At 72.7% G+C, this 21,777-nt stretch carries 21 protein-coding genes; 8 read left to right on the top strand and 13 right to left on the bottom strand.

Features of this window, described 5'->3' with window-relative positions; translation table 11 throughout:
- Nucleotides 1-16 precede the first annotated feature (16 nt).
- The 3 genes from map to R6Y94_RS04585 all read left to right on the top strand — a co-directional run bounded on the left by map (nt 17) and on the right by R6Y94_RS04585 (nt 2,891).
- Nucleotides 17-799 carry a type I methionyl aminopeptidase gene (gene map / locus R6Y94_RS04595; RefSeq protein ID WP_318394470.1) on the top strand — a complete coding sequence of 261 codons (783 nt, stop codon included), beginning with the start codon at nt 17-19 and terminating at the stop codon, nt 797-799.
- Between the two features lie 258 nt (nt 800-1,057).
- Nucleotides 1,058-1,561 (top strand): PepSY domain-containing protein, encoded by a 504-nt coding sequence (locus R6Y94_RS04590; protein ID WP_318394469.1) that lies wholly within the window; start codon nt 1,058-1,060, stop codon nt 1,559-1,561.
- Between the two features lie 73 nt (nt 1,562-1,634).
- Complete coding sequence (locus tag R6Y94_RS04585) at nt 1,635-2,891, top strand: DUF6891 domain-containing protein (RefSeq protein WP_318394468.1); 1,257 nt, start codon at nt 1,635-1,637, stop codon at nt 2,889-2,891.
- Between the two features lie 27 nt (nt 2,892-2,918).
- Here the strand turns inward: R6Y94_RS04585 and R6Y94_RS04580 are convergent, their stop codons facing one another.
- Nucleotides 2,919-3,272, bottom strand: coding sequence for a hypothetical protein (locus R6Y94_RS04580; RefSeq protein WP_318394467.1), 354 nt, complete (start codon nt 3,270-3,272; stop codon nt 2,919-2,921).
- 345 nt (nt 3,273-3,617) lie between these two features.
- Here R6Y94_RS04580 and R6Y94_RS04575 point away from each other — a divergent pair, with 345 nt between their 5' ends.
- Together R6Y94_RS04575 and R6Y94_RS04570 are read left to right on the top strand one after the other, a co-directional pair.
- Entirely contained in the window at nt 3,618-5,444 is a 1,827-nt protein-coding gene (locus tag R6Y94_RS04575; protein WP_318394466.1) for a long-chain fatty acid--CoA ligase, read from the top strand.
- Nucleotides 5,445-5,750: 306 nt separating this feature from the next.
- Entirely contained in the window at nt 5,751-6,551 is an 801-nt protein-coding gene (locus R6Y94_RS04570; protein ID WP_318394465.1) for an ATP-binding protein, read from the top strand.
- 118 nt (nt 6,552-6,669) lie between these two features.
- Here the strand turns inward: R6Y94_RS04570 and R6Y94_RS04565 are convergent, their stop codons facing one another.
- Nucleotides 6,670-7,068 (bottom strand): NUDIX domain-containing protein, encoded by a 399-nt coding sequence (locus R6Y94_RS04565; protein ID WP_318394464.1) that lies wholly within the window; start codon nt 7,066-7,068, stop codon nt 6,670-6,672.
- Between the two features lie 55 nt (nt 7,069-7,123).
- A complete protein-coding gene (locus R6Y94_RS04560) occupies nt 7,124-8,581 on the bottom strand; it encodes a PLP-dependent aminotransferase family protein (RefSeq protein WP_318394463.1) in 1,458 nt (485 codons plus the stop codon).
- Between the two features lie 128 nt (nt 8,582-8,709).
- Between R6Y94_RS04560 and R6Y94_RS04555 the strand changes: the two genes are divergently transcribed.
- Complete coding sequence (locus R6Y94_RS04555; RefSeq protein ID WP_318394462.1) at nt 8,710-9,360, top strand: hypothetical protein; 651 nt, start codon at nt 8,710-8,712, stop codon at nt 9,358-9,360.
- A 183-nt stretch (nt 9,361-9,543) separates the two neighbouring features.
- Nucleotides 9,544-9,999 (top strand): hypothetical protein, encoded by a 456-nt coding sequence (locus tag R6Y94_RS04550; protein WP_318394461.1) that lies wholly within the window; start codon nt 9,544-9,546, stop codon nt 9,997-9,999.
- A 90-nt stretch (nt 10,000-10,089) separates the two neighbouring features.
- Here the strand turns inward: R6Y94_RS04550 and hisF are convergent, their stop codons facing one another.
- The 8 genes from hisF to hisD all read right to left on the bottom strand — a co-directional run bounded on the left by hisF (nt 10,090) and on the right by hisD (nt 16,120).
- Complete coding sequence (hisF, locus tag R6Y94_RS04545) at nt 10,090-10,860, bottom strand: imidazole glycerol phosphate synthase subunit HisF (RefSeq protein WP_318394460.1); 771 nt, start codon at nt 10,858-10,860, stop codon at nt 10,090-10,092.
- Between the two features lie 34 nt (nt 10,861-10,894).
- Complete coding sequence (priA, locus tag R6Y94_RS04540; RefSeq protein ID WP_318394459.1) at nt 10,895-11,620, bottom strand: bifunctional 1-(5-phosphoribosyl)-5-((5-phosphoribosylamino)methylideneamino)imidazole-4-carboxamide isomerase/phosphoribosylanthranilate isomerase PriA; 726 nt, start codon at nt 11,618-11,620, stop codon at nt 10,895-10,897.
- A 138-nt stretch (nt 11,621-11,758) separates the two neighbouring features.
- Nucleotides 11,759-12,085 carry a hypothetical protein gene (locus R6Y94_RS04535; protein WP_318394458.1) on the bottom strand — a complete coding sequence of 109 codons (327 nt, stop codon included), beginning with the start codon at nt 12,083-12,085 and terminating at the stop codon, nt 11,759-11,761.
- A gap of 55 nt (nt 12,086-12,140) precedes the next feature.
- On the bottom strand, nt 12,141-12,782 hold the full coding sequence (hisH, locus tag R6Y94_RS04530) for an imidazole glycerol phosphate synthase subunit HisH (protein WP_318394457.1): 642 nt from the start codon (nt 12,780-12,782) through the stop codon (nt 12,141-12,143).
- Nucleotides 12,779-12,952: a hypothetical protein gene (locus R6Y94_RS04525; protein WP_318394456.1), complete on the bottom strand. Its 174-nt coding sequence runs from the start codon at nt 12,950-12,952 to the stop codon at nt 12,779-12,781. Before R6Y94_RS04525 ends, hisH begins: the two co-directional genes overlap by 4 nt.
- Complete coding sequence (gene hisB / locus R6Y94_RS04520) at nt 12,952-13,563, bottom strand: imidazoleglycerol-phosphate dehydratase HisB (RefSeq protein ID WP_318394455.1); 612 nt, start codon at nt 13,561-13,563, stop codon at nt 12,952-12,954. The genes R6Y94_RS04525 and hisB overlap by 1 nt, the downstream gene beginning before the upstream one ends.
- 71 nt (nt 13,564-13,634) lie before the next feature.
- Entirely contained in the window at nt 13,635-14,789 is a 1,155-nt protein-coding gene (locus tag R6Y94_RS04515) for a histidinol-phosphate transaminase (protein ID WP_318394454.1), read from the bottom strand.
- A complete protein-coding gene (gene hisD, locus R6Y94_RS04510) occupies nt 14,786-16,120 on the bottom strand; it encodes a histidinol dehydrogenase (protein ID WP_318394453.1) in 1,335 nt (444 codons plus the stop codon). Before hisD ends, R6Y94_RS04515 begins: the two co-directional genes overlap by 4 nt.
- A gap of 143 nt (nt 16,121-16,263) precedes the next feature.
- On the opposite strand from hisD, the gene R6Y94_RS04505 reads away from it, so the two are divergent.
- The gene (locus R6Y94_RS04505) at nt 16,264-17,022 is read left to right on the top strand and encodes an LON peptidase substrate-binding domain-containing protein (RefSeq protein WP_318394452.1); all 759 of its coding nucleotides are present in this window, start codon (nt 16,264-16,266) and stop codon (nt 17,020-17,022) included.
- Here R6Y94_RS04505 and R6Y94_RS04500 read toward each other — a convergent pair.
- Both R6Y94_RS04500 and dnaE read right to left on the bottom strand, forming a co-directional pair.
- A complete protein-coding gene (locus R6Y94_RS04500; protein WP_412102690.1) occupies nt 16,937-17,770 on the bottom strand; it encodes a DUF2567 domain-containing protein in 834 nt (277 codons plus the stop codon). The two genes, R6Y94_RS04505 and R6Y94_RS04500, sit on opposite strands and share 86 nt — an antisense overlap.
- Nucleotides 17,771-18,094: 324 nt before the next feature.
- Nucleotides 18,095-21,634 (bottom strand): DNA polymerase III subunit alpha, encoded by a 3,540-nt coding sequence (dnaE, locus tag R6Y94_RS04495; protein WP_318394450.1) that lies wholly within the window; start codon nt 21,632-21,634, stop codon nt 18,095-18,097.
- Nucleotides 21,635-21,777: the final 143 nt, after the last annotated feature.

Here is a 21,777-nt window from a genome sequence, read left to right as displayed (position 1 = left end):
GCGAGGAAGGCGCCAGATGATCGAGATCCTGAGCCCGACGGAACTGCCACGAGCGAAGGAGACAGGCGCCCTGGTCGCCGACATCTTGCAGACCCTGAAGAGCCGCAGCACCGTCGGCACGAACCTCCTGGACCTCAACCGGTGGGCCCAGGACATGACCGCCGAGGCCGGGGCGCTGTCCTGCTATGTCGACTACGAGCCGTCCTTCGGACGCGGGCCGTTCGGGCACTACATCTGCACGTCGGTCAACGATGCCGTACTGCACGGACTGCCGTACGACTACCCGCTTGCCGACGGCGACCTGCTGTCGCTCGACCTCGCCGTATCCAAGGGCGGAGTCGTCGCGGACTCCGCCATCAGCTTCATCGTGGGCGACTCGAAGCCCTCGGAGAGCGTTGCGATGATCGACGCGACCGAGCGCGCATTGAGCGCGGGGATAGCCGCGGCCGGTCCCGGAGCTCGCATCGGTGACATCTCCCATGCCATCGGCTCGGTCCTCAGTGCGGCGGGGTATTCGATCAACACCGAGTTCGGCGGTCACGGCGTTGGCTCGACGATGCACCAGGACCCGCACATCTCGAACACGGGGCGGCCCGGTCGCGGATACAGATTGCGCCCCGGACTGCTGCTGGCACTGGAGCCGTGGGTCATGGCGGACACCGCCGAGCTCGTCACCGATGCCGATGGCTGGACACTCCGAAGCGCAACAGGCTGCCGGACAGCGCACAGTGAGCACACCATCGCCATCACCAACGACGGAGCCGAAGTTCTCACCTTGCCGAAGCGGGCACAACCGTGAGGTGACAGCCAGCCGGTTCCCCGCTCCCCGCAGGTCACCACCGCATCGTCGCTGAGGTGAAAGGGCTCCCCGGCCCGGCCCGCCGGTGTCGGCCGGGTCGAGGCCCGCCGGTGTCGGCCGGGTCGAGGGTGGTGGCACAGGCCCGGGTCGACTCTTTACCGCGGCTTAGCGTTCGCACAGCGCGCCGCTATCCCGATCCCGGCGAAGCTCTGTCGGGAAATCCGGAACAGGTGTTCCGCGACGATGGAGGAGACTGCGATGCGGCGTAAGACTCTGGTCCTGAGCATCGGCGGCGCGCTGGCGGCGGCCGCCGTCGTGGGCACCGCGATCGGGGCCAGCGCGGCAGAGGGCGAGCGGCAGGGGTTCGGCGCCGTCGCCACCACCGCGCCCGGTGAGCCGACGCCCGGCGCCGACCCGACGGGTACCCCCGGTGCCGGCCCGACCGGCGGTCCGACGACGGCGCCGAGCGGCACGCCGTCGGGCACCCCGACCGGTTCGCCCGCCCCGACCGGCACCGCGCCGGCCGGATCGGTCGATTCGGCGCGGGCGGTCCAGATCGCGCTGGCCAGCGCCGGTGGCGGCCGACTCGAGGAGGTCGAGCGGGAACAGGAACACGGCCGGACGGTGTGGAGCGTCGAGTTCGTCAAGGACGGCTGGGAATTCGAGGTGGACGTGGACGCGGCCACCGGCGAGATCGTCAAGACCGACCGCGACGAGGACGACGACCACGGCGACCGGGACGACGACCGCGACGACGACTGACCGGGGCGGCGGGGCGGCCGGTGTCCGGTCGGCCGTCCCCCGCTGTCCGGAGGTGCTGTTAGCGTTCCCGGCCGTGGAACCTGGAGACGACGCCGACGAGTTCCGGCACCTGGTCGAGGAGTACGTCCGGCGGCACATCGCGCTCGGCGAGCTGCCGTACGACGCGATCGTGGTGGGTGCGGTCGAACACCTGGACGACGAACACGATCCGGTGCGGGTCGAGGCGCTGGCCCGGGAGGTGGCCGCCGCGGAGTTCGCCGCGCACGCCGCCGCGCAGGCCGGCTGGCCGGAGCCGACCGACAGCGATCGGCTCACTCTCGCCTTCCGGGCCCTGGACGCGGCCGGGATCGTCGCGCGGGAGAACTTCACCTGCTGCCAGAACTGCGGCCTCGCGGAGATCGGCGCCGAGGTTGCCGACGGCGAGACGCCGCGCGGGTACGCCTTCTACCACCAGCAGGACGCGGAGCGCGGCGCCGACGGCGAGGCCGTCTGGGTCGCGTACGGGCTCTTCGAGCAGCCGCCGTCGGCGGAGATCGGCGCGGAGGTGGCGGCGGCACTGCGCGAGCGCGACCTGCCGGTGGACTGGGCCGGGGACACCGGAGCCCGGATCCGGATCCCGCTGACCTGGCAGCGGCGCCGTACCGGCCGGCTGGCGGCCTTCCCGCCCCCGGTCGACGACGACGTCACCGTCGAGATCGAGGTCCCCGGCGCCTGGCGCGGGGTGTACGCCCCGACCACCGGACCGGTCTCGGCCACCCGGCTGGCCAGCCTCTACCTGCCCTGGCTGCCCACCGGCACCCGCATCGGCATCACGGTGGACGGCGCTACCCTCACCGTGCGGCGGGACTGGGACACCCTGGTCGGCTCCTTCGCCGACCCCGACCGGCCCGACTCCCGGGTCGACCGGTACTCCGGAATGACCCTGGTCCGGCAGCTCCGCAGCGGCGCCGCCGGAACCGTGCCGGACGGATCCGGCGGCGCGTCCGGGGTCGGCGGCGACGGCGGGCTGGTGGAGGCGACCTGGGAGCATCCGGCGGGGCACGAATACCAGGGCGTGCCGCTCACCGTCCGGGAGAGTGTCGACCTGCTGCGCCGGATGCCGGTCCGCACCGGTGCCTGGGCCTCCTTCCTCGGCCGCTCCGGAGGGATCGTGCAGATGCGGTGGGCGGAGCGGAGGCTCTGGCTGGAGACGCCGGATCCGGAGGCGGGCGCCTCGCTGGGCCGGAACGTGACGATTCCGGAGGCCGAGCGGATGGTCGGCGTACTCGCGGTCGAGGACCGGGTCGCGGTGGCCGAGCTGGGCGACGTGCGTACCGTGCCCTGGGCCTGACCGCCCGGAGGTCCCGGGCGCGGGCGGTCATCCGGCCGGCGGCACCGCCCCGGCCCAGCCCGAGGTCGCGTCGATCAGTGCCCGGCGCCCGGTCGTCGCCCCGGCCGCGGCCGGCGGGCCGGCGACGCAGGCGCCCCGGTGCCCCTCCCGCTCGCCGCACCGGCCGGTGCCGAGCAGCAGCCGGTCGCAGAACACCCGGTACCGCTCGTGTTGCGCGTCCTCGGCCGAGACCGTGACCTCACCGGCGTCGAGTTCCGGCAGGAAGGCCAGCGACTCGGTCAGCCGCGCGGCCAGTTCGGTGGCGGCCTGCAAAGTATGTACGGCAACCGGAAGGTGGATGACGTGGCCCGGCACCGCGTCGCCGCGACCGGGACTTCCCATGACCGGTCCTGCATGACCCATGGTTGATGACCCTCACCCGTGGTTGATGACCTCCGCGCCCTGGTCCGGCGGCGCTTCCGGTCCGGCCGACCTGGGCCGACGCCTCGATAGCTTAGAGACGTACCCGGAAATTTCGGGTTTGCCACTCGGATCCGATCCCGGCGGCCCTCGGAAAGGGCGAGCGGGCGGCGTCGACCCGGTGCAGGGCCGTCGAAGCGGCCCGATCGGTACGGGTAGCCGGACCGATCGGCACTAGCCGAGGCGCGGGGGCACCCAATACTCTCTGGTAACCGCGATTTAACGTGATCACCGTCACGCGACGATATCCCGGAGGCACCCCCCGCCATGGCACTCGACGTCCCCTACCGGTCCATCCCCGACATGTTCCTGAAGCGTGTCTCGGCCACCCCCGACCGGGACGCTTTCGCCCACCCCGCCCCGGACGACTCCGGCCCGGTCTGGCTGAGCTGGGCGCAGGTCGGCCAGCGCGCGAAGGCCATCGCCGCCGGGCTGCGCGGCCTCGGCGTCGGCTCCGAGGACCGGGTGGCGATCCTGGCCAACACCCGGCTCGACTGGGTCCTCGCCGACCTCGGCATCATGTGCGCCGGTGGCGCGACCACCACGGTCTACCCGACCACCGAGCCGGAGGACACGGCCTTCATCATCGCGGACTCCGGCTCCAAGGTGCTGATCGCCGAGAACGCCGAGCAGGCCGCCAAGATCGCCGGAGTGGATCTGCCGGCGCTGACCCACGTCGTACTGATCGACGGGCCCGCCGACCCGGCCGCCACCCCGCCGCAGCTCACCCTCGCCGACCTGGAGGTGCAGGGCGCGCTGGCCCTGGAGAGCGACCCGGATCTGATCGAGCGGGTGGTGGCCGAGATCGACCAGGACCACCTGGCCACCCTGATCTACACCTCCGGCACCACCGGCCGGCCCAAGGGCGTCGAACTGCTGCACGCCGGGTGGTGCTGGGAGGGCGTGGCCCAGGCACAACTGGGGCTGATCAAGGCGGAGGACCTGCAATATCTCTGGCTACCGCTGTCGCACTCGTTCGGCAAGACGCTGATCTGCGGCGTGATCCACGTGGGCATGCCGACCTACGTCGACGGCCGGCTCGACCGGCTGGTCGAGCTGCTCGGCGTGGTCAGGCCGACGCTGATGTGCGGCGCGCCCCGGATCTTCGAGAAGGTCTACAACCGGGCGGTCACCACCGCGCAGACGGCGGGCGGGGCGAAGGCGAAGATCTTCGCCTGGGCGGTGCGGACCGGCAAGCACAAGGTGTCGCTGGAGCAGGCCGGCAAGCCGGTCTCGGCCGGGCTGCGGCTGCGCTACGGGCTCGCCGAGAAGCTGGTCTTCAGCAAGCTCCAGGCCCGGCTGGGTGGCCGGATCCGGGTACTCGTCTCCGGCGCCGCGCCGCTGAGCCAGGAGATCGCGCACTTCTTCGCCGCGGCCGGCCTGCCGATCTCCGAGGGGTACGGGCTGACCGAGACCAGTGCCGGAAACTTCGTCAACCGGCCCGGAGCGCTCAAGATCGGCACGGTCGGCAAGGCCATGGGCGACCTGGAGTGCCGGATCGACTCCGACGGCGAGATCCTGCTCCGGGGCATGCCGGTGATGCGCGGCTACCACAACCTGCCCGCGGAGACCGCCGAAGCGTTCACCCCGGACGGCTTCTTCCGGACCGGTGACATCGGCGAACTCGACGGCGACGGCTTCCTGAAGATCACCGACCGGAAGAAGGACCTGGTCAAGACGTCGGGTGGCAAGTACATCTCGCCGTCGCACATCGAGGGCATCTTCAAGGCACTCTGCCCGTACACCTCACAGGTGGTGGTGATCGGACAGGCCCGCAACTACTGCACCATGCTGGTCACCCTGGACGCCGACGCGATCGCCACCTGGGCCGCCGGTGGTCCCCTCGCCGGCCGCCCGTACGCCGAGATCGTCGGCTCGGCCGAGGTGCGCGCCATGGTCGACGGTTACGTCGCCGAACTGAACCAGAAGCTCAACCGCTGGGAGACGATCAAGAAGGTCACCGTGCTGACCCGCGACCTGACCGTCGAGGACGGCGAGATGACACCGTCGATGAAGATCAAGCGTCGTGCCGTGGAGAGCAGCTTCAAGACGGAGATCGACCAGATGTACCAGGGCACTCTCGCCCAGATCTGAGCCCGTCCGAGATCCGCTCTCTCCCCCCGGGATCGGATCCGGCACTCCACCGGACCGCCGTGCGACCCGCGATCGCCCGGCGGTCCGGTGCTGTCACGGCGGTCTGTCCGGTGCTGTCGCGGATGGCGTCGCCGCGCGGAGCGCTACCTGCTCTGGGCTCGGTTACCACTGGACTAGGTGACATCGGGGCGGCTTCACCGGAGCGTCGCCGGGGTAAGAACAGGGTCAGGTGAACGGCGGGCCGAGTCGGGTGGCCGGTCGTGGCGGTACGCGGGCGGCGAGGGGGTTCCGGTGATGGTGACCACGGTGGCAGCGCACGTGGAGACCGGCGCCTTGGTGATCACCATGGCGGGCCGCTGGAGCGTCGCCCAGGCGTACACGCTGCAGCGGGCAATCTCGCGCTGCGCCGCGCACCACCCGCCGTACGTGGCCGTGGACTGCACCCGGATCGCTCCGGACAAGCTGCTGCCGACCCTGCTGCCGGCGATGGTGATGCTCCGGGAGTCGTGCCGGCGCGGCATCACGGTGCTGGTCTGCGCGCCGGCCTCGGCGCTGACCGTGCTGCTCCGCCGCCTGCCGACCCGCCGGGTCCGGCTCTATCCCCGGCTCTCCGAGGCGCTCGGCCGGGTCCGGCCGTATCCCGTTCCGGCCCGCGCCCGGCAGGCCCACCGCCGGCTGGCGCCGGTGCCCCAGGCGGTGAGCGTGGCGCGCGGACTGGTCCGGGAGTGCTGTGAGCGGTGGCGGCTCTCCGACGTCACCGAGGATGCCCAACTCGTCGCCTCCGAACTCGTGGCGAACGCCGTCGAGCACGCCGGCACCGACATCGACCTCACCCTCTGCCACCACCGGCAGCGGCTGCGGATCGCGGTCGCGGACCGGCACCCCGGCATACCGGCGCTGCCCCGGCGGGCGGCGGCCCCCGATTCGCGGCAGCCGCTGGCCGTACGCGGTCGCGGGCTGGCCATGGTGACCCGGTCGGCCGCGGGCTGGGGCGTACTGCCCGGCACCGATGGCAAGATCGTCTGGGCCAGCCTGGCCGCCACCCCGGCGTCCCGGCTGCGCCTGCCCAGCCTGGTCACCATCCCCCGGGCCGGCTACCCCGCCTGACCGACGAACCGGGCGGCCCGAGACACCGGCGAGGTACCCGCCACGTCCCGGTACGCACCCGCCACGTCGCCGCGCGGCACCGGCCGGTCCCGGGGAGGTGTGTGCCGGATCGGCGGGGTCAGCGAAGTTCGCCGGTGCCGTGGAAGTGGTCGAAGATGGTCTGGTCGACCGGAGAGACCCGGTGCCGGTCGGCATAGCCCAGCCAGACGATCTCGGCGATCTCGCTGGCCGGTCGCAGCACGCCCCGGTAGTCCGCCGCGTAACAGGTCATCCGGACGACCGTACCGGCCGGATGACCGTGTGCCGGCGCCTCGAAAATGCCGGCCGGCGCGGCCGTGCCGGAGAGGATAGCGACGCTGAGCTCCTCCTCGATCTCCCGTACCAGGGCTTCGAGGTCCGTCTCGCCGGGCTCCCGCTTGCCGCCCGGGAGGTAGTAGACGTTCTTGCCGTGCGAGCGGGAGCTGAGGATCCGACCCTTCTCCAGCCGAATCCAGGCGATCTTGTCGATCATCCTCACCCGGCCGATGATCGCAGGCGGCCCGGCGGGACGCCCCGGCAGGGTGCGCCGCCGGTCAGGCGATCACCACGGGCTCCCGCCAGAGCGGGCGTTCCGCCCGGTCGATGTCGTACCGGACCGCCGCGATCCGGCGTACCGCCTCGGTCAGCTCGGCGGCGGGCAGCGTGAACGGCAGCCGGAGGAATCGTTCCAGGGTGCCGTCGAGCCCGAACCGGGGGCCGGGCGCGAGCCGTACCCCGACCTCCTCGGCCGCCCGGGCGAGCGCGCTGGCGATCGGCCCGTCCAGCTCCGCCCAGAGCGTCACCCCGCCCGCCGGAGTACGCACCCGCCAGTTGGGCAGCTCCGCCCGGAGCGCGGCCAGCAGGGCGTCGCGCTGGGCCGCCAGCTCCACCCGGCGGGCCGCCACGATCGTCTCGGCGTCGGCGAGCAGCCGCACCGCGACCAGTTGGTCCAGCACCGGACCGGCCATGTCCACCCCGACCCGGACCGCCGCCAGCCGCTGCACCTGGGGTGCCGAGGCACGGATCCAGCCGATCCGCAGACCGCCCCAGTACGGCTTGCTCATCCCGCCGATGGTGACGACCCGGGAGTGCCGGTCGAAGACGGCCGTCGGCGGGGGCACCTCGGTGCCGTCCAGAGCGAGGTCCACAAAGGACTCGTCGACCACCAGGTCGGTGCCGCTGGCGTGCGCGGTCGCCACCACCCGCTCCCGCAGCTCGGCCGGCATCAGGTGACCAGTGGGATTCTGGAACTCGGGGATCAGGTAGGCGAGCCGGGGACGGGTCTGCCGGAAGCTGCCCAGCAGCAGGTCGGCGTCCCAGCCCGTACCCTCGCCCGCCAGGCCGTGGGTGGCGATCCGGGCGCGGCGGGCGGCGAGCGCGGCGAGCGCGTTGGGATAGGTCGGCGACTCCACGAGTACGCTGCCGCCGGTCGGCAGCGCGAGCCGGAGCACCAGGTCCAGGGCGTGTTGCACCCCGTTGGTCACCATGATCTGCTCGGGACTCGTGGCCAGGCCACGCTCGGTGTACGACCGGGCCACCGCCGCGCGCAGCTCGACGATCCCGGTCGGGTGGTATCCGGCGCCGCCGAGATAGCGCGGCAGGTCCTCGGCGGCGGCCCGGGCGGCCGAGGCGAGTGCCGCCGGGGCGGCCAACGCGGCGCAGCCGAGGTCGATCATGTCCAGGTCGTCCTGCGGGGTCCAGAGTCCCGAACTGGCCACCCGGTGCCCGCCCGGCAGGGTGGTCCAACTGCCTGCGCCCCGGCGGCTGTTCAGGTGCCCGCTCTCCCGCAGTTCCCGGTACGCGGCGGTGACGGTGGTCCGGCTGACTCGCAGCGCCTCGGCCAGCTCCCGCTCGGCCGGCAGTCGTACGCCCAGCGGCAGCCGGCCGTCCGCGAGCAGCCCGCGCACCGCCCCGGCCAGGGCGACGTAGTCGGGGCTGCGGCGGCGGCCCGGCAGTGCGTGCCACTGCCCGAGCATCCGGCCGAGCTGTGCGCCTCGGACGAGGCTGGTCATAGCCACTTCACCTCGATTGGCCCTTCATGGCGACTGGATTGGCCCTCAGAGTGGCATGCATGGCAAAAATTGGCAACCGTGGCGGGATGACCGGGCGCCTGCACGGGCGGCGCGACGGAAAGGGACGGATGACGCGCGACCGAATCGCCCGGCGGCTCGGACAGCTTTACGTCGGCCTGACGCTCTACGGGGTCAGCATGGCGCTGCTGGTCGAGGCGTCCCTCGGGCTCGACCCCTGGGACGTCTTCCACCAGGGGCTGTCCGAACTCACCGGAGCCTCCATCGGCACCGTGACCATCGCCGTCGGTGCCCTGGTGCTACTGCTGTGGATCCCGCTGCGGCAGCGTCCCGGCCTCGGCACGGTGAGCAACGTCGTCGTCATCGGGCTCGCCGTCGACCTCGCGCTGGCCCTGCTGCCGACCGTCGAGGCACTGCCGACCCGGATCGGCTTCCTGGTCGCCGGCATCCTGCTCAACGGGATGGCGACCGGCCTGTACATCGGCGCCCGCCTCGGCCCCGGCCCGCGCGACGGCCTGATGACCGGGTACGTCGCCCGCCGCCCGCACCGGTCGCTCCGGCTGGTCCGTACGGTCATCGAGCTGACCGTACTGGCGATCGGGTTCGCCCTCGGCGGCCAGGTCGGGATCGGCACGGTGGCGTACGCCCTCGCCATCGGCCCGCTGGCGCACGCCTTCATCCCGATGTTCACCGTGCCGCCGCCGTCGCGGCCCGACCCCGGCGACCTGACCCGACCGGTCACCGAGGCCGGTCCCGGCTGACCCGCGACACAGCCGGTCCGGTGCCGGGGAGACAGGTGCCGGCGGACGCACCACGCACGGGCGGAAAAAGATCGTCGATCTGTACCGGATCATCCCTCGTGGAACGAGGGTCGCCCCGGTTCGGCGGAATGAACCGGTGCACAACCGTTCCGTCCGATGGCGCGGCACGGCATCATTTCTCCCATGGGGGATGAGGGATGGCGTTGGTCCGACGCATGGATCTTCGTATCGCTGATCATCGCCGGCGGTGCCGGCCGGCACCGCCGGTCGAGCAGCACCCGCCGGCCGGAAGGCGTCCGGCTCGCCGACGTGCTCTCCACCGCTGACCATCTCAACCGGGCGCTCCCGGCCCGTCACGAGATCGAGGCCGCGGTACGCCGCCTGGTGGGCGCCGGCCTGATCACCGTCTCGGACGGCTGGTTCCGGGTCACCTCGGCCGGCGAGCACCTGTGGCGTACCCGGCCGCACGGTGGTCTCGCCACCACGGTCGAGACGGTGCACGGGGTGCTGACCCGCCGGCACTCCCCCGGCAGCCACGACTGGGAACTCGCCGAGGACGAGCACGCCGCGGCGGTGCAGGAGTACGCCGCCCGGTTCACCCTGCCGATGCCGCGCCGCTCACCGGAGAACGGCGGGTAGTCACCGAGCCGACCTCCGGCCCGCCCGGCCACCACCTGACCACCTCAGGACGATTGCGCAGGCGGGCCAACGGAACAGGCGGGCGCGGGGTCAGCGGACCGGATGCCCGGCGCCACGCAGTGCGTCCTTGACCTCGCCGACGCTCAGCTCACCGAAGTGGAAGACGCTGGCCGCCAGGACCGCGTCGGCGCCGGCCGCCACCGCCGGAGGAAAGTGCGCGACCGCGCCGGCCCCGCCACTGGCCACCACCGGTACGTCCACCACCCGCCGCACCGCGCCGATCAGCTCCAGGTCGAATCCGGCCTTGGTGCCGTCCGCGTCCATCGAGTTGAGCAGGATCTCCCCGGCGCCCAGCTCGGCGGACCGGGCGGCCCAGCCGACCGCGTCGATCCCGGTGCCGCGCCGGCCGCCGTGGGTGGTCACCTCGAACCCGCTCTCGGTGCTGCTGCCGGCGGGGGTACGCCGCACGTCCAGCGAGAGCACCAGCACCTGCCGCCCGAACCGCTCGGCGATCTCGGCGATCAACTCCGGCCGGGCGATCGCGGCGGTGTTCACCCCCACCTTGTCCGCACCGGCCCGGAGCAGGACGTCGACGTCGGCGACCCGGCGTACGCCGCCGCCGACGGTGAGCGGGATGAAGACCGTCTCGGCGGTCCGGCGTACCACGTCGAGCATGGTGCCCCGGTCGTCGGAGGAGGCGGTGACGTCGAGGAAGGTCAGCTCGTCGGCGCCCGCCTCGTCGTAGGCCGCGGCCAACTCGACCGGGTCGCCCGCGTCCCGCAGGTCGACGAAGTTGACCCCCTTGACGACCCGCCCCGCGTCCACGTCCAGACAGGGGATCACCCGTACCGCCACCGTCATGGCCCGAGCCTAGCCGTCGCCACCACGCACGCCGTCACGCCCGCGCCAGCACGGCGAGGGCCTCGGCCACGGTGAACGCCCCGGCGTAGAGCGCCTTGCCGGCGATCACGCCCTCCACCCCGATCGGTTCCAGCGTGGCGAGCGCCCGCAGGTCGTCCAGGGTCGAGACGCCGCCGGAGGCGATCACCGGGGCGTCGGTACGGGCGCAGACCTCGCGCAGCAGGTCGAGGTTGGGCCCGCGCATCGTGCCGTCCTTGGTGATGTCGGTCACCACATACCGCGCCGCGCCTGCCTTGTCGAGCCGCTCCAGCACCTCGAACAGGTCGCCGCCGTCCCGGGTCCAGCCCCGGGCGGACAGGGTACGGCCGCGCACGTCCAGCCCGATCGCCACCCGGTCGCCGTACTCGCCGACGACCCGGTCGCACCATTGCGGGTCCTCCAGGGCGGCGGTGCCGATGTTGACCCGGGCCGCCCCGGTGGCCAGCGCCGCCCGCAGCGACCCGTCGTCCCGGATCCCGCCGGAGAGTTCCACCGAGACGTCGAGCCGGCCGACCACCTCGGCCAGCAGCTCGGCGTTCGAGCCCCGGCCGAACGCGGCGTCGAGGTCGACCAGGTGGATCCAGTCGGCGCCGTCGCGCTGCCAGGCCAGGGCCGCCTCCAGCGGCTCGCCGTAACTGGTCTCACTGCCGGCGGCGCCCTGGACCAGGCGGACCGCCTGGCCGTTCGCGACGTCGACGGCGGGAAGCAGGGTCAGGCTCAACGTGCTCTCCTCGGTTGGCGAAAGAGTGGTGGTCGACCGGCCGACGGGTCGGCGGGAAACGCGGCGGGCCGGGGCGTGGGATCCGCCGGGCCGTCCGGCCGGTACGGCGATCGACGGGTCGGAGGCATCTGCCCGGGCTCAGGTCCGGCGGCCCAGCGCGATCACCACCACCGCCGGCAGCACCAGCAGCAGCAGCGCGATCAGGCCGAGCCGCAGGGCCAGGTCGTCGACGAGCAGCCAGATGCCGATCACCGCCGCCACCGAGAGTACGGCCACCCCGGCCCGCTCACCCCGGCTGCGCCGCGCGAACAACCGCCCGGTACGCCGGTCCGGCAGTCGCGGGGCGAGCCGGCGCAGCAGGGCACGCCGGCGCTGGCGGCGGGCCACCTTCCGGGCCCGGGCGGCGCGTTCCCGTTCCGCCTCGGCCAGCCGGACCGCGCGGCGCCGGGCCCGTTCCTTGCTCACGGGGCGACACCTGACCCGGCACGGCCCACCGGGACGCCCCCGGTCCGGGGCGCGGTCACAGCGTGGCCAGCCAGTTGCGCAGCAGGAGCCGGCCGGCCTCGGCGGACTTCTCCGGATGGAACTGGGCGGCCGACAGCGGCCCGCGCTCCACCGCCGCCACGAACCGTCCACCGTGCTCGGCGGTGGTCGGCAGCGCACCGGCGGCGGCCAGTCCGGCCGCGTCGGTCGGGGCGTAGGAGTGCACGAAATAGAACCGGGCGTCGGCCGGCAGGCCGGCGAAGAGCCGGGACCCGGGCGGCGGTGCGACGGTGTTCCAGCCCATGTGCGGCACCCGCTGGGCGGCCAGCCCGGTCACCCCGCCGGGCAGCAGGCCGAGCCCCTTGGTGACGACGCCGTGCTCCTCGCCGTACTCGAAGAGGACCTGCATGCCGACGCAGATGCCCAGCACCGGGCGGCCCGCCGCGACCCGCTCGGCGATCACCGGACCGGCCCGCAGCGCCTCGATCCCGGCCATGCAGGCCGCGAAGGCGCCGACGCCGGGCACCACCAGACCGTCGGCGGCGGCCGCCGCGTCGAGGTCGTCGGTGACCGTCACCTCGGCGCCGGCCCGGGCCACCGCACGTTGCGCGGAGCGCAGGTTGCCCGAGCCGTAGTCCAGCACCACCACCCGGGGCGGCGCCGGCACCTGGGCGGTCATCCGCCCTCCCCGGGTACGAGCCAGAGCACGCCACCGGCGGTGGCGAGTACGGCCAGCAGGCCGACGATCCAGAGCACCCGCTGCGGGGCACCCTGCCGGTGCAGCGACCAGGCACCACCGATCAGCACACCGCCCAGCGCGAAGAGCACCACCGGCAGGACGGTGTCCATCAGAGCAGCCCCTTGGTGCTCGGCACCGCTCCGGCCGAGCGCGGGTCGACCGCGACCGCCTCGCGCAACGCCCGGGCCACCGCCTTGAACTGCGCCTCCACCACGTGGTGCGCGTCCGGGTGACCGCCCGGCCGGGCGGCCCGGAGCACCGAGACGTGCAGGGTCAGCCGGGCGGACTGGCCGAAGGACTCCCAGATGTGCCGGGTCATGCTGGTCGGATAGACCGGCCCGATGTACGGGGCGAGCGCCGGCTCGTCGTGCACCACGTAGGGCCGACCGGAGAGGTCGACGGCGGCCCGGACCAGCACCTCGTCCATCGGGATGGTGGCGGAACCGTACCGCCGGATGCCGATCTTGTTGCCGAGCGCCTGGTCCAGGGCGGTGCCGAGGGCCAGCGAGGTGTCCTCGATGGTGTGGTGTGCATCGATCTCCAGATCGCCGACCGTGTGCACGGTCAGGTCGAAACCGCCGTGCCGGGCGATCTGGTGGAGCATGTGGTCGTAGAAACCGACCCCGGTGGTGATGTCGGCCTGCCCGGAGCCGTCGAGATCCAACTCGACCAGCACCTTGGTCTCGGCCGTGGTCCGCTCGACCCGGGCGGTTCTGCTCACGGTAGGACCTTTCGCTGTCCGGGGCGGCCGACCGGTTGTCCGGGTCGGCCGGCCTGCTGTTCGGTAACGCATCACGCCGTCCCGGAATCGGTCGGCGCCGGGCCGGTGGCCGCCGGTGGTGTGCCGGAACCGGCCGGGCCGGAGTCGGAGCCGGTCCGCACCGATTCTATGGCGGCGAGGAAGGCGTCGGTCTCCTGCGGCGTGCCGGCGGTGACCCGGAGCCAGCCGGGCAGCCCGACGTCGCGGACCAGCACGCCGTGGTCGAGCAGGGCCCGCCAGGCCACCCGCTGGTCGCCGCCGACCTCGAAGAGCACGAAGTTGGCGTCGCTGTCGGCGACCGGCAGGCCGCGCGACCGTAGGCTGGCCACGATCCGGTCCCGCTGCTCCTTTATCGCCTCGACGGTGCCGAGCAGCAGGTCCCGGTGCGCCAGCGCCGCCCGGGCGGCGGCCTGGGTGAGCGCCGACAGGTGGTAGGGCAGCCGGACGAGCTGCACCGCGTCCACCACCGCCGGATCGGCGGCGAGGTAGCCGAGCCGCCCGCCGGCGAAGCCGAACGCCTTGCTCATGGTCCGGGTCACCACCAGCCGGGGGTGTCCGGGCAGCAGGGCCAACGCGGTCGGGGTGCCGGGGCGGGCGAACTCCGCGTACGCCTCGTCCACCACCACCATCCCGGGCGCCTCGGCCAGTACCGCGTCCAGCACCGCCGGGTCCAGCGCGGTGCCGGTCGGGTTGTTCGGCGAGCAGAGGAAGACCAGGTCCGGCCGGTGCCGGCGGACCTGCGCCACGGCGTCGGCGGCGGTCAGCCCGAAGTCGGCACCCCGGTTGCCGTCCCGCCAGGTCGTGCCGGTGCCGGTGGCCAGCAGCGGATGCATCGAGTACGCCGGGGTGAAGCCGAGCGCCGTCCGCCCCGGCCCGCCGAAGACCTGGAACAGTTGCTGCTGCACCTCGTTGGAGCCGTTCGCCGCCCAGACGTGGCCGGCGCCCAGCCCGTGCCCGAGATAGTCGGCAAGGTCGGCCCGGAGCGCCACCGCGTCCCGGTCGGGATAGCGGTTCAGGTCCCGCAGCTCGGCCGCGACCGCCTTGCCGATCGCCTCCACCACCGGCTCCGGCACCGGGTACGAGTTCTCGTTGGTGTTCAGCCGCACCGGCACGTCGAGCTGCGGTGCTCCGTACGGGCTGCGCCCGCGCAGGTCGTCCCGGATCGGCAGGTCGTCGAGAGAGGTCACGTCGCCGCCCCGTCGGTGCGCTCCGGGAACCGGACCCGGACCGCCTCGCCGTGCGCAGGCAGGTCCTCCACGTTGGCCAGCGCCACCACGTGCCGGGCGGTGTCCCGGAGCGCCGCCTCGTCGTATTCCACGATGTGGATGCCGCGCAGGAAGGACTGCACCGACAGTCCCGAGGAGTGCCGGGCGCAGCCACCGGTCGGCAGCACGTGGTTGGAGCCGGCGCAGTAGTCGCCGAGCGACACCGGCGCGTACGGGCCGACGAAGATCGCCCCGGCGTTGCGTACCCGCATCGCCCAGGCGCGGGCGTCCCGGGTCTGGATCTCCAGGTGCTCGGCGGCGTAGAGGTCGACCACCCGCAGCCCCGCCTCCAGGTCGTCGACCAGCACCGCCCCGCTCTGCGGCCCGCCGAGCGCGGTGCCGATCCGGTCGGCGTGCTTGGCCTGGGGCACCTGACGGCGCAGCTCCCGGTCGACCGCCTCGACCAGTTCCACCGACGGCGTGACCAGCACGCTCGCGGCCAGTGGATCGTGCTCGGCCTGGCTGATCAGGTCGGCCGCCACGTGCACCGGGTCGGCGGTCTCGTCGGCGAGTACGGCGATCTCGGTCGGGCCGGCCTCGGCGTCGATCCCGACCACGCCACGGAGCAGTCGCTTGGCGGCGGTGACCCAGATGTTGCCCGGTCCGGTGATCATGTCGACCGGCTCGCACCGGGTCTGCCCGTCTGCGTCCGTGTCCGACCCGTACGCCAGCATGGCAACCGCCTGGGCGCCGCCGACCGAGTACACCTCGTCGACGCCGAGCAGCGCGCACGCGGCCAGCACCCGGGCGTCGGGCAGGCCGCCGAACTCCTGCTGCGGCGGGCTCGCCACCACCAGCGAGCGGACTCCGGCCGCCTGGGCCGGTACCACGTTCATCACCACGGTCGAGGGATACATGGCGAGGCCGCCGGGGACGTAGAGCCCGACCCGGTCGACCGGGACCCAACGCTCGGTGACGCTGCCGCCCGGGACCACCTGGGTGGTCACGTCGGTCCGCCGCTGGTCGGCGTGCACCCGGCGGGCCCGGTCGATCACCTCGACCAGCGCGGCCCGGACCTCCGGCTCCAGCGTCGACTCGGCCTCGGTGATCGCCTCGACCGGCACCCGGAACCGGTCCAGCCGCAGGCCGTCGAGCCGATGCGTGGCGTCCTGGATCGCCGGGAAACCATGCTCGCGGACCGCCTCCACGATCGGGCGGATCTTCTCCACCGCCACGGAGACATCAAGCTGGGCACGGGGCAGCAGGGCGCGCGGGTCGCGCCAACCACCGCGCAGGTCGATCCGGTTCAACACCCTTGGCAGTCTATTCGGCGCCCACCGACCGGTCCGCGTCCGCCCAGCCGGCGGGACGGTGACCCGGGCCACCCGACGAGACGGCGGGACGATCGGCCCGGCGGGGCGGTTCACCGCCGGTACCGACGGGCTAGGCTCGACCGGTGGACGCGCGGCTGCCGGTGTTTCCGCTCGGGACGGTGCTCTTTCCCGGTCTGGTCCTGCCGTTGCACATTTTCGAGGCGCGCTATCTCGACCTGATGCAGCACCTGCGCGGCCTGCCGGAGGGCACGCCCCGGGAGTTCGGCGTGGTGGCGATCCGCAGCGGCGGGCCGGCGTCGGTCTCCGCCGGCCCCGAGCCGGAGTCCCGCAGCACCGAGGCGGAGCCGCGGTCGGGCCAGCCGGAGCTGACCGACCGGCGCCCGGACGGTCCGCCGGTCACCCTGCACGAGGTCGGCTGCACCGCCGAACTCCGGCAGGTGACCGAGCTGCCGGACGGCCGGCTGGACGTGGTCACCGTCGGCCGGCGGCGGTTCCGGATCGCTCGCGTCGAGGAGGGCTCCGCCCCGTACCTGACCGCCGAGGTGGAGTGGCTGCCCGAGCCGGCCGGACAGGAGCAGCTCGCCGACCTGCTGGCGCCCCGGGTGCTGGCGGTCTTCCGGCGCTACCTCACCCTGGTCCGGGACGATCCGGAGGAGATCTCCGAACAGTTGCCGGACGATCCCACCGTGCTGTCGCACCTGGTGGCCGCGACCGCCGCGCTCACCCTCACCGACCGGCAGCGGCTGCTGGCGATGCCCGACACCGCCGGCCGGCTGAGCGCGGAACTCCGGCTGCTCAATCGCGAGGCGGCTCTGCTGCGTCAGGTACGGGCGGTGCCGGTGCCGCTGACGGAGCTGGCGGTACCGGCAAGTCCCAACTGAGCGGCCCGGGTGCCGGCTCGGCCTCGGGCCGCAGTCCCGGATACCGGGACCAGCCGGCCAGCAGGGTGTAAATCACCGCGGCGCCGAACGCCGGCACCAGCAGGTCCTGGATGGCGGGGATGAACCCGAGCAGCAGGTCGTACTGCCCGCCGTGCAGGTCCGGCGGCTTGCTGAACGTCGCCCCGGGTGGGGCCCCGGCCAGCAGCCGCTCGTAGCCGGACAGGCCGATCTGCCGGCCGAGCTGCCAGGCCAGTACGGCGGCGCCGAGCATGCCGAGCACCACCACCAGCATCCCGACCGGGCCCCGGTGGCGGCGCAACAGCAGCCACATCGCGATCGCGGCCAGCACACCGAGACCGAACCCGAGCACGCTGAACCAGCCGTCGGCGGCGATGAACTCCTCCGGCTGCGGCGCGGCCAGCAGCGCGCCGTCCTCGGTCTGCACCACCGGCACACCCGGCGACACGGCCGACCAGACCAGGCCGAACGGGATTCCCAGCAGGATCAGCACCAGCAACGCACCGACGGCGGCCGCCCCGCCCCGGACCAGTCGGCGGGCCCGGGGACCGGCGACCGGCGGCGCGGCACCGGGCGGGCCTTCCGGAGCCGGCCAGCTTCCGTTCGCGGCGACCGGATCCGATCCAGGCCAGGTCAGCGGGTCCACGGCCGGCACCACCACGGCCGGCGGACCCGGCGTTTCCGGGGCAGATCCGGTCGGCGTGCCACCCGCGCCTGGTCCGGTCGGGATGCCCGGCGCCGCCCCGGCGGGTACGCCGTACGGCGGGTTCGGGGCTGCCGGAGGAGGTGCCGGCGGTACGCCGGGACCCCCGTGGTCGCTGTCGCCGAGCGGGCCGTCGGAAGGGGAGGTTGCCGGACTCACGAGATGATCCTCTCAGGCCGGGCCACCCTCCGGAGGCCCGACCCGGAGGTGGCTCGTGCGGCCACGGCCGGCCGCCCCACCGCGCTGTCCCGGCCGGCGGTCGTCGTCGCGTGGTCCGGGGACTGTCTAGGTGTCCAGGGAGCTGCGGTTTGTCCCGGGATGACGAGGGCGCGGCTCAGCCCGCCACGACACTCAGCCCGCCACGGCGCTCGGCCCGAGCAGTGCTTTGAGGTCGGCCATCAACGCGGTGGTGGGGGCGACCCGGAGCGGGCTGAGCCGCAGCAGGGTGGCCCGGGAGCCGTTGACGAGTTTGACGTGCACCTCGGCCGAGCCGGGATGGCTGGTCAGCACCTCGCGCAGCCGTTCCACCAGCGGCGGCGTGCAGCGGGACGGCGGCAGGGCCAGTACCACGGGCTTGACCTCGTCCGCTGCGGTGATGTCGGGCATCGACAGGTCCATCGCCATCAGCCGGGGCTGGTCGTCACGGCGGTCGACCCGCCCCTTGACCACCACGATCGCGTCCTCGGCGATGTACTGCCCGACCAGTTCGTAGGTGTTCGGGAAGAAGAGCACCTCGACCGCGCCGCCGAGGTCCTCCAGGGTGGCCGAGGCCCAGGCCCGACCCTGCTTGGTGATCCGGCGCTGCACTCCGGAGAGGATGCCGGCCAGGTTGAGCACCTGCCCGTCGGCGACCCCGCCCTCCTCGGCGAGCGCCGCGATGGACATGTCCGCGGCCGCGGCGAGCACGTGCTCGACCCCGAAGAGCGGATGGTCGGAGACGTAGAGGCCGAGCATCTCGCGCTCGAAGGTGAGCAGGTCGGTCTTGTCCCACTCGCCGGCCGGGATCGGCGGGGTCACCACCATGCCGCCACCGGCCCCGCCGTCACCGCCGCCGCCGAACGCGTCGCCGAAGAGGTCGTACTGGCCGACCGCCTCGTTGCGCTTGAGCGCGATGAACGAGTCGATCGCGTCGGTGTGCACGGCGAGCAGCCCCTTGCGGGTGTGCCCGAGCGAGTCGAACGCGCCCGCCTTGATCAGCGATTCGACGGTCTTCTTGTTGCAGGCCACCGCGTCGACCTTGCGCAGGTAGTCGTAGAAGTCGGTGAAGTTGCCCTTCTCCTTGCGGGACCGGCGGATCGACTCGACCACGTTCGCGCCGACGTTGCGGACGGCGGCCAGCCCGAACCGGATGTCGGTGCCGACGGCGGCGAACCGGGCGCTGGACTCGTTGACGTCCGGCGGCAGCACCTTGATGCCCATCCGCCGGCACTCGGCCAGATAGACCGCCGACTTGTCCTTGTCGTCGCCGACGGAGGTGAGCAGCGCGCTCATGTACTCCGCCGGATAGTTCGCCTTCAGGTAGGCGGTCCAGTAGGAGACCACGCCGTATGCGGCGCTGTGCGCCTTGTTGAACGCGTAGTCGGAGAACGGGACCAGGATGTCCCAGAGCGTCTTGATCGCCGCGTCGCTGTAGCCGTTGTCCTTCATGCCGGCGGCGAACGGCGCGAACTCCTTGTCGAGGATCTCCTTCTTCTTCTTGCCCATCGCCCGGCGCAGCAGGTCGGCCTTGCCGAGCGAATAGCCGGCCACCTTCTGGGCGATCGCCATGACCTGCTCCTGGTAGACGATCAGCCCGTAGGTGTCGCCCAGGATCTCTTCCAGGGACTCGGCGAGTTCGGGGTGGATCGGCACCACCGGCTTGCGGTTGTTCTTGCGGTCGGCGTACTCGTTGTGCGCGTTCGCACCCATCGGGCCGGGCCGGTAGAGCGCGCCGACCGCGGAGATGTCCTCGAAGTTGTCCGGCGCCATCGACCGCAGCAGCGCCCGCATCGGACCGCCGTCGAACTGGAACACCCCCAGGGTGTCGCCCCGGCCGAGCAGCGCGTACGTCGCCTTGTCGTCCAGCGGCAGGTCCTCCAGGACCAGGTCCTCGCCCCGGTTCTCCCGGATGGCCTCCAGCGCGTCGTCCATGATGGTCAGGTTGCGCAGGCCCAGGAAGTCCATCTTGAGCAGACCGATGGTCTCGCAGGCACCCATGTCCCACTGGGTGATGATCGAGCCGTCCTGCTCCCGCTTCTGGATCGGCAGCACGTCCACCAGCGGATCCCGGGACAGGATCACCCCGGCCGCGTGCACCCCCCACTGCCGCTTCAGCCCCTCCAGGCCCTTGGCGGTGTCGACGACCTTGCGTACCTCGCCGTCGCCGTCGTAGAGCTGCCGGAACTCGGCCGCCTCCTGGTAACGGGGGTGGCCGGGATCGAAGATGCCGCCGAGCGGGATGTCCTTGCCCATCACCGCCGGGGGCATCGCCTTGGTGATCCGGTCACCCATCGCGAACGGATAACCCAGGACCCGGGCCGCGTCCTTGATCGCCGCCTTGGCCTTGATCGTGCCGTACGTGATGATCTGCGCGACCCGCTCCTCGCCGTACTTCTCGGTGGCGTAACGGATCATGTCGCCGCGCCTACGCTCGTCGAAGTCCATGTCGATGTCGGGCATCGACACACGATCCGGGTTGAGGAACCGCTCGAAGAGCAGACCGTGCGCCATCGGGTCCAGCTCGGTGATGCCGAGCGCGTACGCGATCAGCGCACCCGCCGCCGAACCACGCCCCGGCCCGACCCGGATCCCCTCCCGCTTCGCGTACGCGACCAGGTCGGCCGTGACCAGGAAGTAGCCCGGGAAGCCCATCTTGAGGATCACGTCGAGCTCGTACTCGGCCTGCCGGCGACGGTCCTCCGGCACCCCGCCCGGGAAGCGCCGCTCCAGCCCGCGCATCACCTCCTTGCGCAGGAACGTCTCCTCGGTCTCCCCCGCCGGCACCGGGAACTGCGGCATCAGGTTGCGCGACGCGAACAGCTCGGAGTAGTCGCCGATCCGCTCCGCGATCTCCAACGTGCTGTCGCAGGCCCCGGGCACCTCCGAGTCCCACAGCGCGCGCATCTCGGCCGGCGACTTCAGATAGAAGTCCCGGGCGTCGAACTTGAACCGCTTCGGGTCGGCCAGCGTCGAGCCGGACTGCACGCAGAGCAGCACCTCGTGCGCGTCCGCGTCCTTCTCGTACGTGTAGTGCAGGTCGTTGGTGGCCACCGGCTTCAGGTTGAGCTTCTTGCCCAGCCGGATCAGGTCCTGACGGATCCGGGTCTCGATGTCGAGCCCGTGGTCCATCACCTCCAGGTAGTAGTTCTCCGCCCCGAAGATGTCCCGGAACTCGGCCGCCGACTCGCACGCCTTGTCGAAGTTCCCGATCCGCAGCCAGGTCTGCACCTCGCCCGAGGGGCAGCCGGTGGTGGCGATGATCCCCTTGCCGTACTGGTGCAGCAGCTCGCGGTCGGCCCGCGGCTTGAAGTAGTAACCCTCCAGGCTGGCCCGGGACTGCAACCGGAACAGGTTGCGCAGCCCGTCGGCATCCCCCGCCAGCATGGTCATGTGGGTGTACGCGCCACCACCGGAGACGTCGTTCTCGCCACCGTCCGCCCAACGGACCCGGGTCCGCTCCCGCCGGTCCGTCCCCGGCGTCAGATACATCTCGCTGCCGATGATCGGCTTCACTCCGGCGGCCGTGGCCTGCTTGTGGAAGTCGTACGCGCCGAAGAGGTTGCCGTGGTCGGTCATGGCCAGCGCCGGCATGCCCAGCCGGTCGGTCTCGGCGAACAACTCCTTGAGCCGGGCGGCCCCGTCGAGCATCGAATACTCGGTGTGCACATGCAGGTGCACGAACGAGTCAGACACCCAGGGCCCCCTTCCCTCACGCGGCTGCCGGCCGGCCCGCCGACGAACGGTCGACGGCGGCTGCCGGTCACCCAGCGACGCATCCCCCAAACGGCACCACGCAGCGCCTGGCGAGCGCAGGCCGGACGGCACGATCCGTGCCC

It is taken from the genome of Plantactinospora sp. KLBMP9567, from assembly GCF_033446045.1.
Lineage (GTDB): Bacteria > Actinomycetota > Actinomycetes > Mycobacteriales > Micromonosporaceae > Plantactinospora.
Note: the sequence above shows the minus strand (reverse complement) of the source record. Positions and strands in the feature narration are given on the sequence as shown.